14 protein-coding genes are annotated in these 15,133 nt (G+C 60.7%); 4 read left to right on the top strand and 10 right to left on the bottom strand.

The annotated features are described in order from the left end of the window. The first annotated feature begins 116 nt into the window (after positions 1-116). The 4 genes from PSH91_RS13330 (at position 117) to PSH91_RS13315 (ending at position 3,520) form a co-directional block, all read left to right on the top strand. Positions 117-458, top strand: coding sequence for a hypothetical protein (locus tag PSH91_RS13330; protein WP_188250837.1), 342 nt, complete (start codon positions 117-119; stop codon positions 456-458). A 47-nt stretch (positions 459-505) separates the two neighbouring features. After that, entirely contained in the window at positions 506-1,654 is a 1,149-nt protein-coding gene (locus PSH91_RS13325) for a PQQ-dependent sugar dehydrogenase (protein WP_305468466.1), read from the top strand. 198 nt (positions 1,655-1,852) lie between these two features. Then, the gene (gene ilvA, locus PSH91_RS13320; protein ID WP_080962918.1) at positions 1,853-2,860 is read left to right on the top strand and encodes a threonine ammonia-lyase, biosynthetic; all 1,008 of its coding nucleotides are present in this window, start codon (positions 1,853-1,855) and stop codon (positions 2,858-2,860) included. A gap of 381 nt (positions 2,861-3,241) precedes the next feature. Then, entirely contained in the window at positions 3,242-3,520 is a 279-nt protein-coding gene (locus PSH91_RS13315) for a DUF1652 domain-containing protein (protein WP_047229116.1), read from the top strand. A gap of 79 nt (positions 3,521-3,599) precedes the next feature. On the opposite strand, the gene PSH91_RS13310 is transcribed toward PSH91_RS13315, so the two are convergent. The 10 genes from PSH91_RS13310 to PSH91_RS13265 form a co-directional block, all read right to left on the bottom strand. Further along, positions 3,600-4,538 (bottom strand): carbohydrate kinase, encoded by a 939-nt coding sequence (locus PSH91_RS13310; RefSeq protein WP_047229115.1) that lies wholly within the window; start codon positions 4,536-4,538, stop codon positions 3,600-3,602. A 12-nt stretch (positions 4,539-4,550) separates the two neighbouring features. Beyond that, positions 4,551-6,038, bottom strand: coding sequence for a xylulokinase (gene xylB / locus PSH91_RS13305; RefSeq protein WP_305468465.1), 1,488 nt, complete (start codon positions 6,036-6,038; stop codon positions 4,551-4,553). Between the two features lie 210 nt (positions 6,039-6,248). Beyond that, on the bottom strand, positions 6,249-7,730 hold the full coding sequence (locus PSH91_RS13300) for a mannitol dehydrogenase family protein (protein ID WP_076384597.1): 1,482 nt from the start codon (positions 7,728-7,730) through the stop codon (positions 6,249-6,251). Between the two features lie 15 nt (positions 7,731-7,745). Next, positions 7,746-8,849, bottom strand: a complete 1,104-nt coding sequence (locus PSH91_RS13295) for an ABC transporter ATP-binding protein (RefSeq protein WP_047229112.1) — start codon at positions 8,847-8,849, stop codon at positions 7,746-7,748. Between the two features lie 39 nt (positions 8,850-8,888). After that, a complete protein-coding gene (locus PSH91_RS13290; RefSeq protein WP_047229111.1) occupies positions 8,889-9,719 on the bottom strand; it encodes a carbohydrate ABC transporter permease in 831 nt (276 codons plus the stop codon). A gap of 10 nt (positions 9,720-9,729) precedes the next feature. Continuing rightward, on the bottom strand, positions 9,730-10,662 hold the full coding sequence (locus PSH91_RS13285) for a carbohydrate ABC transporter permease (RefSeq protein ID WP_139050046.1): 933 nt from the start codon (positions 10,660-10,662) through the stop codon (positions 9,730-9,732). A 140-nt stretch (positions 10,663-10,802) separates the two neighbouring features. Then, positions 10,803-12,074 carry a sugar ABC transporter substrate-binding protein gene (locus tag PSH91_RS13280; protein ID WP_370695195.1) on the bottom strand — a complete coding sequence of 424 codons (1,272 nt, stop codon included), beginning with the start codon at positions 12,072-12,074 and terminating at the stop codon, positions 10,803-10,805. Between the two features lie 365 nt (positions 12,075-12,439). Beyond that, on the bottom strand, positions 12,440-13,345 hold the full coding sequence (locus PSH91_RS13275; protein ID WP_047229108.1) for an AraC family transcriptional regulator: 906 nt from the start codon (positions 13,343-13,345) through the stop codon (positions 12,440-12,442). 57 nt (positions 13,346-13,402) lie between these two features. Further along, positions 13,403-14,716: a glycosyltransferase gene (locus PSH91_RS13270; RefSeq protein ID WP_047229107.1), complete on the bottom strand. Its 1,314-nt coding sequence runs from the start codon at positions 14,714-14,716 to the stop codon at positions 13,403-13,405. A gap of 80 nt (positions 14,717-14,796) precedes the next feature. Continuing rightward, positions 14,797-15,102 carry a response regulator gene (locus PSH91_RS13265; RefSeq protein WP_370695194.1) on the bottom strand — a complete coding sequence of 102 codons (306 nt, stop codon included), beginning with the start codon at positions 15,100-15,102 and terminating at the stop codon, positions 14,797-14,799. Positions 15,103-15,133 lie beyond the last annotated feature (31 nt).

Here is a 15,133-nt window from a genome sequence, read left to right as displayed (position 1 = left end):
CGCCCCGCATTGCCTTCGAGACGCTTGGTTACATCTTCGGACGGACATTTCCCTTAACAACGGCGAACCGGCGGCGTAGCGTGCTTTCGATATGCCTGAATCCAAGAGGTGCTCCGATGAACAGGCTGCTACTCGCTCTCATGACGCTGTTGCTGACCACCGCCGCCCACTCGGCAACGCCCGACTGCGGGGCCATGGTCCTGGCCCAGAACCTGCCAGGTAACAACAATCCCTATAACAGCCCGATCCGCCGGGCCAATCCCAACAGCATGCAGGGCACCCGGCCCAACGTGCCGATGATCCATAACAACCCGACCGTTCCCGTTCCCCGGCCACCCACGCTGGAAAATGGCGGTATCGGCAACGGGTATCCCCGTTCCGGTCAGCCTGCCGGCTCGCCACGGCCTACCATCAAGCCCAATCCACCGCCGAGGGACACCTCAAACGACATTCGCTGAGTGCCGAGCCCTGGCAGTCTTTATTCACACCACAGAAGGAAGTGTGCATGTTGCGTAAAACACTCCTGGCCGCATTCTGCGCCAGCGCTGTACTGACTCTCGCCACCCCGGCGTCTGCCGCGCAAAGCCGGCAACTCAAGAGCGAGGAGGGCACGGTGGAGGTGACCACCGTGGTCAAGGGGCTCGAACATCCCTGGTCCGTGGCTTTCCTGCCTGATCAACAGGGCATGTTGGTGACAGAGCGAGCGGGCAACCTGCGTCGGGTCAGCCCTGACGGCCAGCTCTCGGCACCATTGAACGGCGTACCTGAGGTCTGGGCCAGAGGCCAGGGCGGTTTGCTGGACGTCGTGCTGTCGCCGGACTTCAAGCAGGACCGCACGGTCTACCTGTCTTACGCCGAGGCCGGCGATGACGGCAAGGCAGGCACCGCCGTGGGCCGTGGGCAATTGTCCGAAGACCTGCAGAGCCTGAAGAATTTCAATGTGATTTTCCGCCAGCAGCCCAAGCTTTCCACCGGGAACCACTTTGGGTCGCGCCTGGTGTTCGACCGGGACGGCTATCTGTTCATCACCCTGGGGGAAAACAACGAGCGGCCCACGGCCCAGGACCTGGACAAGCTCCAGGGCAAGATCGTGCGCATCTACCCCGACGGCAAGGTGCCGGACGATAACCCGTTTGTCGGTCAGGCAAACGTACGCCCCGAGATCTGGTCCTACGGCGTTCGCAACCCCCAAGGGGCGGCGCTCAATCCCTGGAACGGTACGTTGTGGGAGAACGAGCACGGTCCCAGGGGCGGCGATGAGCTGAATATCATCGAACGCAGCAAAAATTACGGCTGGCCGCTGGCGACTCACGGCATCAACTACTCTGGGGCGCCGATCCCGGAAGCCGGCGGCAAGACCGCCGAAGGCACGCTTGGCCCTTTTCATGTATGGGAAGTGTCACCCGGGCTGAGCGGCATGGCGTTCTATGACAGTGACCGCTTCAAGGCCTGGCAACACAGCGTGTTCATCGGTGCGCTGGTGTCCCGGAATCTGATCCGCCTGGAACTGGAGGGTGACAAGGTCGTGCACGAAGAACGCCTGCTGGGTGAGCTTGGCGAGCGCATCCGCGACGTGCGCCAGGGGCCGGATGGTTTCCTGTACGTACTGACAGATGATGACGATGGGGCGCTCTATAAAGTCGGGCTCAAGTGATTCGCAACAGTGCCCATTGACTTGCCAGCCAGCGGCAGGCTAATTTCCAGGCATGACCAGCACCGTATTGCGTAGCCAGCCAAGCATTATTACCGCCATTCCTTATTTGGCGGGCTAGCTGACGACTGCACCCAACCCGCCTCCGAGGCGGGTTTTTTCTTTCTGTCTCCGGAGTTTTGTCCAAACCAGGAGACCGCCATGCCTACCACCCGCCCCGAGCAAGCCCTGCTAGAACATTACGTCAAGAAGATCCTGGCCGCGCCGGTGTACGAACTGGCCGTACGCACGCCGTTGCAAGCGGCCACCGGACTGTCCGAAGCCTTGGGCAACCGGATCCTTCTCAAGCGTGAAGACCTGCAGCCGACTTTTTCTTTCAAGATCCGTGGCGCCTACAACAAACTGGTGCAACTGACCGCCGAGCAACGGGCTCGCGGTGTCATCACCGCTTCAGCGGGCAATCATGCCCAGGGCGTGGCGCTGGCCGCGCGGGAGCTGGGCATATCGGCCAGCATCGTCATGCCACTCACCACACCGCAGCTCAAGGTGCTGGGCGTGCGCAACCGGGGCGCCGAAGCAGTGCTGCACGGGGAGAGCTTTCCCTTTGCCTTGGAATACGCACTGGAGCTGGCCCGACAGACCGGACGAGAGTTCGTTTCGCCCTTCGATGATCCGGACGTGATCGCCGGGCAGGGCACCGTCGCCATGGAAATCCTGCGTCAGCACCCAGGCAGCCTGGACGCGATTTTTGTCCCGGTCGGTGGCGGGGGGCTGATTGCCGGGGTCGCGGCCTACGTCAAGTACCTGCGCCCGGAGGTTCGCATCGTCGGGGTGGAGTCACAACATTCCGCCTGTCTCCAGGCGGCGCTGGCAGTCGGTGAACGGGTCAGTCTGGCGAGCGTGGGAACCTTTGCCGATGGCGTGGCTGTCGCGCAAATAGGGGCCTACGGCTTCGACATCTGCCGTTTCTGCGTTGATGACGTGATCACCGTCACTGACGACCAATTGTGCGCAGCCATCCGAGACATCTATGACGATACCCGGTCGATAACCGAGCCCTCGGGCGCCTTGGCGGTCGCCGGCATCAAGCAGTACGTCGCCCAGACCGGCGCGCGAGGCCAAACACTGGTGGCAATCGATTCCGGCGCGAATATCAACTTCGATAGCCTGCGCCATGTGGCAGAGCGGGCTGGCGCCGAAGTCATTTGACGTTTTTTACGCGACGTCACACTTTTTTCGAAGCAGCCGACGGGTGCCCACTCACCCCCGCGCAATAGGGTCTAATCTAGCTTGCGACAGGATCACTGGCGATTGCAGTTTGCATGAGGAAAATCCCGCTTCCTTGCAATTTGCACGCGCGCTCTCACAGTCCTGGACGCTAAGTAGTTGATTTGGATCAATCGGGATTTTCTTTAAAGCAGGCATATTTTTTGCGGGATGATTAGGGAGTCGCTGCACGGGCTCATTAATTAGAAAACGCCAAGAACGAACGAACGGCACGGCATTCGTAGTCCCAGTCCGCAGGGAAGAACGGACGAAAATACCGCCGTCGTGAACATAAATTGGCCGCCTCAACAGGAGAGAGTCGCCATGTTTTTATCTGCCCTCGAAATGCGAAACATCATTGAAAGCAGCTTGCTGCCCAAGCGCTCGCAATGCACGTTGTCACCTGATTTGTCGATGACAATCAAGATCTATGACGATCATGAAACCGATCGTGTGGCATTGATCAAAACCGATATCGATGCCAATAAACTCAATGGCTGCCGGGCAATCAACGACCTGATCGCCGAGTTGCGCTCCGAACTCGACCAAAATCACCACACCGGTAATCACTTCCATCAGCAACACCGCATGACCGGGCGCTGATCACGGCCTTGTCTTCCCAGGAATCACCTCCGGGTTCGGTCATTGTCCGAACCCGGTGCCGTGCTTTTTCCCAAACAGCTCAATCCAATTGTTGCCGGTAAGGCAGATCCGGTCCGGTCCGGCCGCATGTCAGCGCAGCTGCGCGCATGGCAAAAGCGAGCATCTCGCTCACCTGCTCACGGGTCAGGGTATGCAGGCCTTCCACCGAATCCAGTTGGTGCTCGGTCAGCCAGGTAATCAACGCCGCCTGGAAGGTGTCCCCGGCGCCCACGGTATCGGCGATCTGCACCGAACATGCCGGCATTGACCAGGAACCGTGCTGGCGGCTGAATACCGTCGCGCCTTGACTGCCACGGGTAAGGAACACCAATTGGCAACGGTGCTCCATCCAACGCTCGATGATGGTCTGTGGCGGTTGGTCGGGATAAAGAAGACTCAGGTCTTCGTCGCTGACTTTGATCAAATCGGCATATTCGACCAGCGTTGCGATTCGCGAGCGCCACAGTTCGATGTCCGGTTGCGGGTTGAGTCGCACGTTCGGATCCAGGCTGACCAGGCGTTTACCGCTCTCGCGTCGCACCAAGGCCAGTAGGGTGTCGGCAATCGGCTGCACCACAAGAGAGAAGGAGCCGACATGCAGCCCCCGTACGTGCTCACCGAGCACCGGTAGGTGGTCCAGGCCTAGTTGCCGGTCCGCGCATCCTTCACCGCGAAAGCTATAGTGGGGCGAACCGTTGGCACCGACCGCCACCATTGCCAGGGTCGTAGGCGCGTCGAAGTCCAGTGCGTACTCGGTGCTGACACCTTCGGCAGCCAGGACCTGATGCAAGCGTCGGCCCAGGTAGTCCGTGGACAGCCCGCCAAACAGTGCCGATTCCACGCCCAGGCGTCGCAACCCGACTGCCACGTTGAACGGCGAGCCGCCCGCGATGGCTTTGAAGTTGACCTGCGACGCCGGACCGCCCATCTCGTTTTCGCTGAAAAAATCAAACAGTGCTTCACCACATACCAAATACATAGTTCTTTTATCTCAAAGGGTTGCGATACGTTCTTGATAGTTGGCATAAGCTTTTTGCGATGCTGCGACCTGCTCGGTAATGGGCCGGGTTTCGCTGGCTGGGTCGAGCTTGACACAGCGCTCGCACAGATCGGCCAGGCTTTGCTGTGAGCCTGAATGGCACCACGCCGCCTGAATCGCCGCACCCAGGGCGGCCGCTTCGCTCTGTTCAGTGCAAATGACCGTGGTATCCATGATGTCGGCGACGATCTGCCGCCAAACCGGGCTTTTCGAACCACCGCCGATCAAGCGGATGCTCTGGGCCTCGAGCCCGTTGGCGCGCAGCAGGTCCAGGCCATAGCGCAAACCGAAGGTGGTGCCTTCGACCACCGCCCGACACAGATTGGCCTGGGTCAGGTTGGTGGTGGTCAGCCCGAAAAGGCTGCCGGTGGCATGGGGCAGGGCGGGAACTCGCTCGCCGTTGAGAAACGGCAGCATGCACACGCCTTCGGCGCCTATCGGGGCCCTTGCCACCAAGGCGTTGAAGGCGTCGATGTCCAGCTCCAGCAGCTCGCGCATGGCCCCGGTGGCGTTGGTCAGGTTCATGGTGCAGATCAGCGGCAGCCAGCCGCCGCTGGATGAGCAGAAGGTTGCCACCGACGGCTGCGGACTGACCGCAGGTTCGGCGGCATAGGCGTAGACCGTGCCGGAGGAGCCCAGGCTCATGGTGATCACGCCGGGCTGGATGTTGCCGGTGCCGATAGCGCCCATCATGTTGTCGCCACCTCCGCTGGCCACCAGCGCGTCGGGATTGATGCCCAGGTGCGCGGCAACGGCCGGCAGGATCCGCCCGACCGGCTGATGGGCCTCGATCAGCTCCGGTAATGCCGATTGCAGCCGACCGCTGGGATCGATGTGCTGCAGCAACCGCGCGTCCCATTGACGGGTGCGTACGTTGAAATAGCCGGTGCCCGAGGCGTCGCCGTATTCGCTGCAATGGCGGCCGGTGAGCCAGTGATTGAGAAAGTCGTGGGGCAGCAGGATGCTGGCGATGCGTTCGAAAACCTGGGGATGCTGCTCCCGCGTCCAGAGCAGTTTGGAAACCGTGTAGCCCGGCGCGATCACCACGCCGAGGCGTGCGAGACTGCCGTCTTCACCCCCCAGGTAGGCCAAAAGCCGATCGTTTTCCGGCGTCGTCTCGGTGTCGCACCACAGCTTGGCCGGGCGCAAGACCTGGCCCTGGTCGTCAAGCAGCACCAAGCCGTGTTGCTGGCCGGACACGCCGATGCCGAGGATCGCCTGGCCATCGACCCCGGCGGCGGCCAGGGCTTGGTGAGTCGCCTGGGTGAACGCATCGAGCCATTGCTGGGTGTCTTGTTCACGGCGACCGTTGGCCCCGCTGATCATGCTGTGGGCAGCGGCACCCTGGCCGAGCACCTGGCCGCTGAGCGTATCCAGGATCAGTGCCTTGGTGCCTTGGGTGCCGCAGTCGATGCCCAGGAACAGTTGTTGGTTTGCCATAAAAACCCTCGGATCAAAGAACAAAACACAGAACTTGTGGCCAGGGAATACCTGTGGCGAGGGGATTTATCCCCGCTGGGCTGCGAAGCGGGCCCAATGTATCTGCGGCTTCGGTGTAGGCAGCACGTCTGGGGGCCGCTTCGCGACCCAACGGGGCGGTGCGACGTTTCGCTAAATCCCCTCGTCACAGAAGCGGATTGCGTGCGCAGTTTAGTCCGCGTCAGCCAACACTCGCTCAAGCGTCCGCGTGACCCCGTGTTCGCGCAAGCTGTTGCAGCACCACTCGAAGGCTGCCACGAACTCGGGCGAGTGGGGAATGGCCGTACCGAAAATCTCTTCGACCTCCAGCAGGCGCTGGGTCACCAACGCATCGTCGGCCACCAGCGCCTGGCAGAACGCCGCCCGCGGGTCCGGGATCGAATACGTCACGCCGTTCTCATCCACGCCCTTCAGGTACACGGCCCAGGCCGCCACCACCAGCGCCGCGCGACGGGTTTGGCCGCCGTCGGCAATCAAGCGGTTGATCGTCGGCACGGTGAATTTGGGAAACTTCGACGAGCCGTCCGAACACACCCGCTCCAACTGGTCGGCAATTGCCTGGTTGGAAAAACGCTCCACCAGCGTGTTCTTGTAGTCGGTCAGGTCGATCCCTGGCACGGGTGCCAGTTGCGGGGTCACGTCCAGGTCCATGTAGGCACGCATGTAACGCACGAACAGCGGGTCGTTCATGGTTTCGTGGACGAAGCGATAACCCTTGAGAAAACCCAGGTAGGTCAGCGCCAGGTGACTGCCGTTGAGCAATTTGATTTTCATTTCTTCATAGGGCGAGACGTCATCGGTGAACTGCACGCCGACCTTTTCCCAGGCCGGGCGACCGTTGACGAATTTGTCTTCCAGGACCCACTGCACGAAAGGCTCGCAGACCACCGGCCAGGCATCGTCGACCCCATGCTCGTCATGCAGTTGCAGCCGGTGGGCGACGCTGGTCATGGGCGTGATGCGGTCAACCATGGCGTTGGGGAAGCTCACGTGGCGATCGATCCATTGGCCCAGCTCGGCGTCGCGCAACGCGGCGAATGCCAGCAGCGCCTTGCGGGTCACGGCACCGTTGTGCGGCAGGTTATCGCAGGACATCAGGGTGAACGCCGGGGTGCCGGCGGCCCGGCGCTTGGCCAAGGCTGCGCAAAGGAAACCGAAGACGGTTTTCGGCTCGTCAGGATGGGCCAGATCGTGCTGGACCTGCGGCAGGTGGGCCATGAACTCGCCGTTACTGTCGTCGATGCAATAGCCGCCCTCGGTAATGGTCAGCGAGACGATGCGGATTTGCGGGTCGGCCAGTTTGTCGATCAGGGCCTGGGCGCCGTCTTCGGCCAGCAGCATGTCATTGATGGCTCCGATCACCCGGATTTCGGTGTCGTCGGTGTCCCCCAGCTCGTACAGGGTAAACAGGTAGTCCTGGCTGGCCAGGTCATCCCGGGCGCGGCGATCTTCGGCCCGCAAGCCCACGCCGCAGATGGCCCAGTCCAGGTCGGTGCCGGTGTTCATCAGCGCATCAGTGTAGTAAGCCTGGTGCGCGCGGTGGAAGCCGCCGACGCCGATGTGGGCGATGCCCTGGCTGATCTCGCTCAAGGAATAAGCGGGCAGGGCGACCTCAGGGCTGAGGTTGTGCAGGTTCTGTCGATTGAGTTTCATCACAAGTCTCGGTAATCAGGCGGCGATGCGCAGCGCACGGGTGACCGCCACGCCCTCGGCATCGAATAAGTGGCAGTGTTCAGCATCAAGGTGCAGGTTCAGTTGCTCACCGAAACGGCTCGCCAGGTCGCCGCGCACGCGCATGGTCAAGGCTTCACCGGAGGCGGTGACGACGTGACAGAAGGTGTCGCTGCCCAGACGTTCGCTGACATCGGCGGTGACTTGCAGCGTGCAATCGCCCGGTTGTGCCAGGTTCAAATGCTCCGGGCGAATCCCCAGGGTCACCGCGCCGCCGACGCTCAGGCTGGCCCCACTCAGGGGCAGGCTGATCCGGGTGCCGGCGTCCAGCAGGACCTCACAACCCTGGTTCTCCAGCCGTGTGACTTTGCCTTTGAGAAAGCCCATTTTTGGCGTACCGAGGAACCCGGCGACAAACAGGTTGGCCGGCTGGTGATACAGCTCCAGCGGCGAGCCGATCTGTTCGACGCGCCCGCTGTTGAGCACCACCACCTTGTCGGCCAGGGTCATGGCTTCGACCTGATCGTGGGTGACGTAGATCATCGTTGCCTGCAGCTCCTTGTGCAGGCGCGCCAGCTCCAGGCGCATCTGCACGCGCAGGGCGGCGTCGAGGTTGGACAGCGGCTCGTCGAACAGGAAAATCTTCGGGTTGCGCACGATGGCCCGGCCAATCGCCACACGCTGGCGCTGGCCGCCGGACAACTGCTTGGGCTTGCGTTCAAGCATCGGCCCCAATTCGAGGATGCGCGCCGCTTCGTTGACCTTTTTCTCGACCTCGGCCTTGGGCACGCCGGCCAGGTCCAGGGCGAAGGACATGTTCTTGCGCACACTCATGTGCGGGTAAAGCGCGTAGGTCTGGAACACCATCGCCAGGTCGCGCTTGGCCGGACTGACTTCGGTGATGTCCCGGCCGTCCAGTTCGATGGTGCCGTCGCTGACTTCTTCCAGGCCGGCGATCAACCGCAGCAGCGTGGACTTGCCACAACCCGACGGGCCGACAAAGACCACGAACTCACGGTCGTTCACTTCAAGGTCGATGCCCTTGATGATGGAGAAACCTTCGAAGCCTTTTTGCAGATTCTTGATTTTCAGGTTGGCCATGATGATGGGCCTCCACTTCTGATAATGGTGTAAGGCGCGTTATTTCACGGCGCCGAAGGACAAACCGCGTACCAGCTGTTTCTGGCTGATCCAGCCGAAAATCAGGATCGGTGCGCAGGCCAGGGTCGAAACGGCCGACAACTTGGCCCAGAACAAGCCTTCGGGGCTGGAGTAGGACGCGATCAGAGCCGTCAGCGGCGCGGCTTTGGACGAGGTGAGGTTCAGCGACCAGAACGCCTCGTTCCAGCACAGGATCAGCGACAGCAGTACGGTGGAGGCCAGGCCACCCTTGGCGATGGGCAACAGGACGCGAACCATTTCCTGCCACAGCGTGGCGCCATCCAGACGCGCGGCTTCAAGGATGTCGCGGGGAATGTCCTTGAAGTAGGTGTAAATCATCCACACCACGATCGGCAGGTTGATCAGCGTGTAGATGATGATCAACGCAGTCCGCGTGTCCAGCAGGCCAAAGCTCTTGGCCAGCAGGTAGATCGGCATCAGCACGCCCACCGGTGGCAACATTTTGGTGGAGAGCATCCACAGCAACGTGCCCTTGGTGCGCTGGGTTTCATAGAACGCCATGGAGTAGGCCGCCGGCACCGCAATCAGCAGGCAAAGGGCGGTGGCGCTGAAGGAAATCACCACCGAGTTCCAGGCGAAGCTGAAGTAGTTGCTGCGCTCGTTGATGTGCAGGTAGTTCTCCAGCGTCGGCGTGAAGATGAACTGCGGCGGCGTGGCGAACGCGTCGATTTCGGTCTTGAAGCTGGTCAGCACCATCCAGAAGATCGGGAAGAAGATCAGGATCGCGATGGCCCAGGCCAGCGTACCCAGCAGCAGGCTTTGCAGGCGACGGGATTGTTGAAGTGTCATGGCTGCGGCCTCAGTTCTTGTCGGTGAGGTTTTTGCCGATCATCCGGACCAGGATGATGGCGGCGATATTGGCAATCACCACGGCAATCAAGCCGCCGGCCGAAGCCATGCCGACGTCGAACTGCACCAGCGCCTGGTTGTAGATCAGGTAGGCGAGGTTGGTCGAGGCATAGCCGGGGCCGCCGTTGGTGGTGGTGAAAATCTCGGCGAACACCGACAGCAGGAAAATGGTTTCAATCATCAGCACCACCGCAATCGGGCGCGCCAGATGGGGCAGCGTCAGATGCCAGAAAATCGCGATGGGCCCCGCGCCATCCAGGCGGGCGGCTTCTTTCTGTTCCTGATCGAGGGACTGCATGGCCGTCATCAGGATCAGGATCGCGAAGGGCAACCATTGCCAGGACACAATGATGATGATCGACAGCAGCGGGTAGTGGGCCAACCAGTCCACCGGCTGTGCGCCGAACAGTTTCCACACCGAGGCGAGAATTCCCGAGACCGGGTGGAAAATCAGGTTCTTCCAGATCAGCGCGCCCACCGTGGGCATGATGAAGAACGGTGAAATCAGCAATACCCGCACGATGCCCCGGCCGAAAAACTCGCTGGCCTCCAGCAGCGCACTGATCAACACCCCGAACACGATGCTGATCAGCAACACGCTGCCCACCAGCAGCAGAGTGTTGGTCGCCCCGGGGACGAAGCCCGAATCGGTCAGGAAGTAAGTGAAATTCTCCAGCCCGACAAATTCGTTCTCGCCGGGGTAAAGCAGGTTGTAGCGGATCAGCGAGAAGTAGACGGTCATGCCCAGTGGCACGATCATCCACAGCAGCAGCAACCCCACCGAGGGGCTGACCAGAAACCAGCCTGGATTGGCCAAGCGGTTTTTGCGAACCGGTGGGGCAATCTCGCTGTGTGCTTTGGCGGTTGTCGTTGAACTATTCATGGCATTGAACCGATTTGTGCGGGCCTACAAAAATCCATTGTGGGAGCGAGCCTGCTCGCGATAGCGCAGGGTCAGGCAACATAGATGTTGAATGTGCCGACCTCATCGCGAGCAGGCTCGCTCCCACATTGACGTCGGGGTTACTTGGGATAACCTGCGCGTTTCATCTCGCGTTCCGTGGTGGACTGCGCTGCGGTCAACGCCTGGTCCACGGTCTGCTGGCCGGTCAACGCGCCCGAAAAGAACTTGCCGACCTGGGTGCCGATGGCCTGGAACTCAGGAATGGTCACCAACTGGATACCGATATAGGGCACAGGCTTGAGAGTGGGGGCTTTCGGGTCAGCGACTTTCAACGACTCCAGGGTCACCTTGGCAAACGGCGCGGCCTTCATGTAGTCGTCGCTATAGGTCGAGGTACGTGTGCCTGGCGGTACGTTGGCAACGCCATCGGTCTTGGCGACCAATTGGCTGTATTCCTTGGACGTCGCCCACATGGTAAAGACCTTGGCCGCTTCCTTGGCTTTGGAACTGGCGGGGATGGCCAGCGACCAGGAGTACATCCACGAGGTGCCTTTGTCAGTCGTTTCATGGGGGGCGAAGGTGAATCCGACGTGATCGGCCACCTTGCTTTGGGTCTTATCGGTGACGAACGAACCGGCGACGCTGGCATCGACCCAGATTGCACATTTGCCGCTGTTGAACAGCGCCAGGTTCTCGTTGAAACCGTTGCTGGAAGCGCCCGGCGGGCCGGATTTCTTCATGTTGTCGACGTAGAAGTTCAGGGCATTCTTCCACTCGGGGCCATTGAACTGCGGCTGCCACTTCTCATCGAACCAGCGCGCGCCAAAACCGTTGGCCAGGGTCGTGATCAGCGCCATGTTTTCGCCCCAACCAGCCTTGCCTCGCAGACACAGGCCATATTGCTCCTTGGTCTTGTCAGTGAGTTTTTCCGCGAACTCACCGATCTGGGTCCAGGTCGGGTGTTCGGGCATGGTCAGCCCGGCGTCCTTGAACAGGTCGGTGCGGTAGTAGGTGATCGAGCTTTCGGCATAGAACGGCAGGGCGTAGAGCGTGCCCTTGACCGATAGGCCTTCACGCACGGACGGAAAAATATCATCCAGGGCATAACTGGCCGGCAAATCCTTCATCGGCTCCAGCCAACCCTTGCCCCCCCAGAGTGCGGCTTCGTACATGCCGATGGTCAGCACGTCGAACTGCCCGCCCTGGGTGGCGATGTCGGTGGTCAAGCGCTGGCGCAGGACGTTTTCTTCGAGCACCACCCAATTGAGCTTGATGTCCGGGTGCTCAGCCTCGAAGGTCTTCGAGAGCTTTTGCATGCGGATCATGTCGCTGTTGTTGACGGTGGCAATGGTGAGGGTCTGTGCGCCGAAACTGACGCTGCTGAGGGTCATGCAGGTGGAGACAAGCAGAGCTTTTACCAAAGGTTTCATCGCGCACTCCTTTTCCGCGCCCAAGGGCTGCGGAAGGACAGTTATTGTTTTTGTGTCTTCCGGATGAAGGGAAGAATGTGCGCTGATTACAGCCCTCAATCGCCGGCGAGACAAATCATCCGTCGCACTTGCGCTGATACTTTTTTGCACTGGATGGGATTTGGTCTGAGAAGGGGTTAGCTGTGGCGAGGGGATTTATCCCCGCTGTGTGGGAGCAAGGCTTGCCCGCGATGAGGATGACGCGGTCTTCCGGAGAACCGAGGCGCCTGCATCGCGAGCAAGCTTTGCTCCCACATAAATCCCGCCACAGAGATAATCCGGGATTGTCAGCCCTGGTTCTGTTCGGTCAACCGCTGCACCGCCAGCCGCCGGTAATGGGAAGGGGTCATGCCCTTGAGCTGCTGAAAGCGCCGGTTGAAGTTGGATATGTTGTTGAAGCCCGATTCAAAACACACGTCCGTCACCGGTTTGTCGCCGTCGGCCAACAACTCGCAGGACTTGCTGATACGCAGGCGATTGACGAACTCGATGAAACAGCGGCCGGTGGCTTGTTTGAAGACGCGGCTGAAGTACGTCGGTTTCATGCCCAGATGGTCGGCCACTTCTTCCAGGGACAGTTCCCGTGCGTAATGGGCAAAGATGTAATCCACCGCGCGGTTGGTACGGTCAACGCTGTGCTCATCCGCCGGTTGCGCAGCGGTGGCCCCGGAAAGCAACTGATAGTCATCGGTTGCGGCCAGCAGCTCCATCAGGATGAAAAAATGCCCCAGGCGACTCATGCCTTGGGAATCGGCGATGCGCTGCATCAGGATCATGGCCTGGCGGATAGTGCGCTTGCAGCGAAATTCGATGCCGTACTGGGCGCGCTCCAGCAACGGCGCGACGGTCTTGAGCTCGGCAAACACCTGATGGCCGCTCTCGAACAGCTCGTCGGTAAAATTCACCAGCATGTCACGCTTGGGCACCACTTCGTCCTCGGCGACCTGGCTGATCCAGTTGTGGGGTAGGTTGGGGCCGGTGAGAAACAGCGATTGCGGGTAAAAGTTGCCGATATAGTCACCGATGAATACCTTGCCGGAGCTGGCGACGATCAGGTGCAACTCGTATTCCTTATGGAAATGCCAGCGCACCAGCGGGCACGGGAAACCGTGCTGGCGATAGATGATGGACAGCCCGTTATGGTCGTCCATCAGCTCATAGGAAGGGTCGGTGACTCTTGCAGTTCGGGTCATGGCCTGGCGCTTTTATTGTTATTGCCGCTGGATAATGCCCCCTTCGCCGCACGGGTGCTACCCCGTAACGCTTCCGGCCTGACTGTTGCGGTTCTTCTCCTCAATCCACTGGGACATGTATTGAGTGCTCTTGTGCTGGTGATGACGCAACATGCTGCCGGTGAAGTTATCCCGGCGCCGTTGCTCAAGGTCGGCGCGACAGGCTTCGAGGCAATCGATCAGCGCCTGGGCGTGGACCTGTCGGCGGTAACGGTCCGCCAGCAGCGCCAGGCCGTTATCCCGGGCGCGGGTCCAAAGGCTCTGCTCGCGGTACAACTGCACAGCGGCGTGGGCGATATCTTCGGCGCTTTGGGCAATCGCTCCGGGCCAGGGCATTTCACCGTGCATGGCTTCTGCGCCGATGGGTGTGGTGACATTGGGTGTGCCGCACAGCATGGCATCGATCAGCTTGCCCTTGATGCCGGCACCGAAACGCAACGGCGCCAGACAGACACGTGCCGCCGACATGACCTGCAGCGCATCCTCGGCCCAATTCATGATGTGAAACCCTTGGGCCGCGTTGTGCAGCGCCGCAGCCTTAGGCGGGGTGTAGGCGCCATACAGGTGCAGTTGCGCATCAGGCAGCTGTTGGCGGATCAATGGCCAAATGGCGTTTTTCATCCAGAGCACGGCGTCCCAGTTCGGCGCGTGGCGGAAATTGCCGATGCTGAGGAAATGCGCCCGGTCTGCGAACGGCACGCGTGCTTCGCTCGGCAGGTCCAGCATCAGTGGGCACCAATGCAAGAGGTTGCGGGGCAGTTTGAAGTGCTCTACCAGCAACTCGATCTCGACTTCGGACACCATCAGGCTCAGGTCGCACCGGTACAGGGCGGCGATTTCCCGCTTGGCCAGGTCGGTGCCGGCCATCAACTCGAACGCTTGAGGCAGGTCCTGCGCAAACAGATCGCTGAAATCCTGGGAAACGTCATCCTTCTTCAACCGATCCTTGAGCCGCTGATGCCGGGCGTGGCGCAGGCTTTGCAAATCGGACGTCTCCAGCACCCGAAGGGCGCCGGGGCAGTGTTTCTCGACCCGCCAGCCGAACTGTTCTTCCATCATGAACTGGTCGAACAACACGATATCCGGGGCCAGTTCAGCGATGAATGTATCGAAACTGCTGCTGTTGAGCTCGATCGGCACTTCGCCGATCCCCAGCGCGATCAGGTCGGCACGGTTCTCGCCAGGGCCCGCGGGACTGCTGAAGGTGATGTCCCAGCCTTGCCCAAGGAAGGCTTCGAGGATCTGCATGACGTGCCCGCTGGCAGCCGATGAACGCGGCTCGGGCCAGACATAGCCGATAACCAGGACCTTGGTGGCGGTGGGTTGACGCATGAGCGGGTGCTTCCTTGGAACGAATCGACGTGGGCGCTATCAGCGCGGGGCGCCGATAGTGACCAACAATTGCGTCAGGCTCAAGAAAGAATGCCGTTGACCTTGTCGCGCAACTGATCGATGGAAAAAGGCTTGCCAATCACCGCCATGCCTTCAGGCACATCGATGCTTTCGGCGTAACCGCTGGCAAACAGAATGGGTAACTGAGGCCGAGCCGATCGGGCCTGCTTGGCCAGCTCGCGACCGTCCATCACCGGCAGGCCGACATCGGTCATCATCAGGGCGATGGGCTGCGCATCGTTACGCAGATACGCCAAGGCCTGTTCGCAGCCGTCCGCTTCCAGTACCTGGTATTCCAGCTCTTCCAGCACGTCGACAATCAACATACGTACGATGTCGTCGTCTTCGACTACCAGA

The organism is Pseudomonas sp. FP1154, assembly GCF_030687245.1.
Classification (GTDB): domain Bacteria; phylum Pseudomonadota; class Gammaproteobacteria; order Pseudomonadales; family Pseudomonadaceae; genus Aquipseudomonas; species Aquipseudomonas rhizophila.
Note: the sequence above shows the minus strand (reverse complement) of the source record. Positions and strands in the feature narration are given on the sequence as shown.